The organism is Psychrobacter sp. 1U2 (assembly GCF_051847575.1).
Genome location: NZ_JBPYDC010001654.1, coordinates 1 through 548 on the forward strand (window position 1 = coordinate 1; position 548 = coordinate 548).

The window sequence follows — 548 nt, forward strand, 5'->3', positions numbered from 1 at the left end:
CTGACGGCAAACTGAATGCCTGTATCAGTGTTGGCAGAATATAAAGAGTAATGACGTAGTGCAACATGATCACTGTCTTTTGGATCTGTTTTTACCGTGATATATTGACCAGCAGTAAGGTTGAGCTTACTTAGGTCAATGTCTTGACTGTCCTCTGCATTATCATTGACAGGAACGACGGTAAAGGCGGCGATATCGGTGGCTGCAGCCACCTTTTCAACGACCTTAAAGGGCGCAAAACCTTCCCACATTTCTTGCTTATACATGCTCTTTTCGAGCTGAATAAAGACGCCAGCAATCTCATCATAAGCTTCAGTCCAAGCGTCGATGATGTCGTCATTAGCCGCCTCCCCTAACACTTCCTTTATCGCGCCAAGTAGATGCTTACCTACGATCGGATAATGCTCTGGCAAGATCTGTAAGGCGCGGTGCTTATGACTGATTTGGGTTACTTGCGGTAGCAAAATAGCCAAGTTTTCAAGGTGCTTGGCAGCGGCCAAAACTGTGGTCGCAAGGGCAGTCTGCTGGCGACCTAGCTTTTGATTGGT

At 46.9% G+C, this 548-nt stretch carries 1 protein-coding gene; it reads right to left on the reverse strand.

Going from position 1 to position 548, the window contains the following annotated elements; genetic code table 11:
• Nucleotides 1-548: globin domain-containing protein (locus tag ACS8FD_RS23695; protein ID WP_439277651.1), on the reverse strand; the 548-nt coding region annotated here is incomplete at both ends.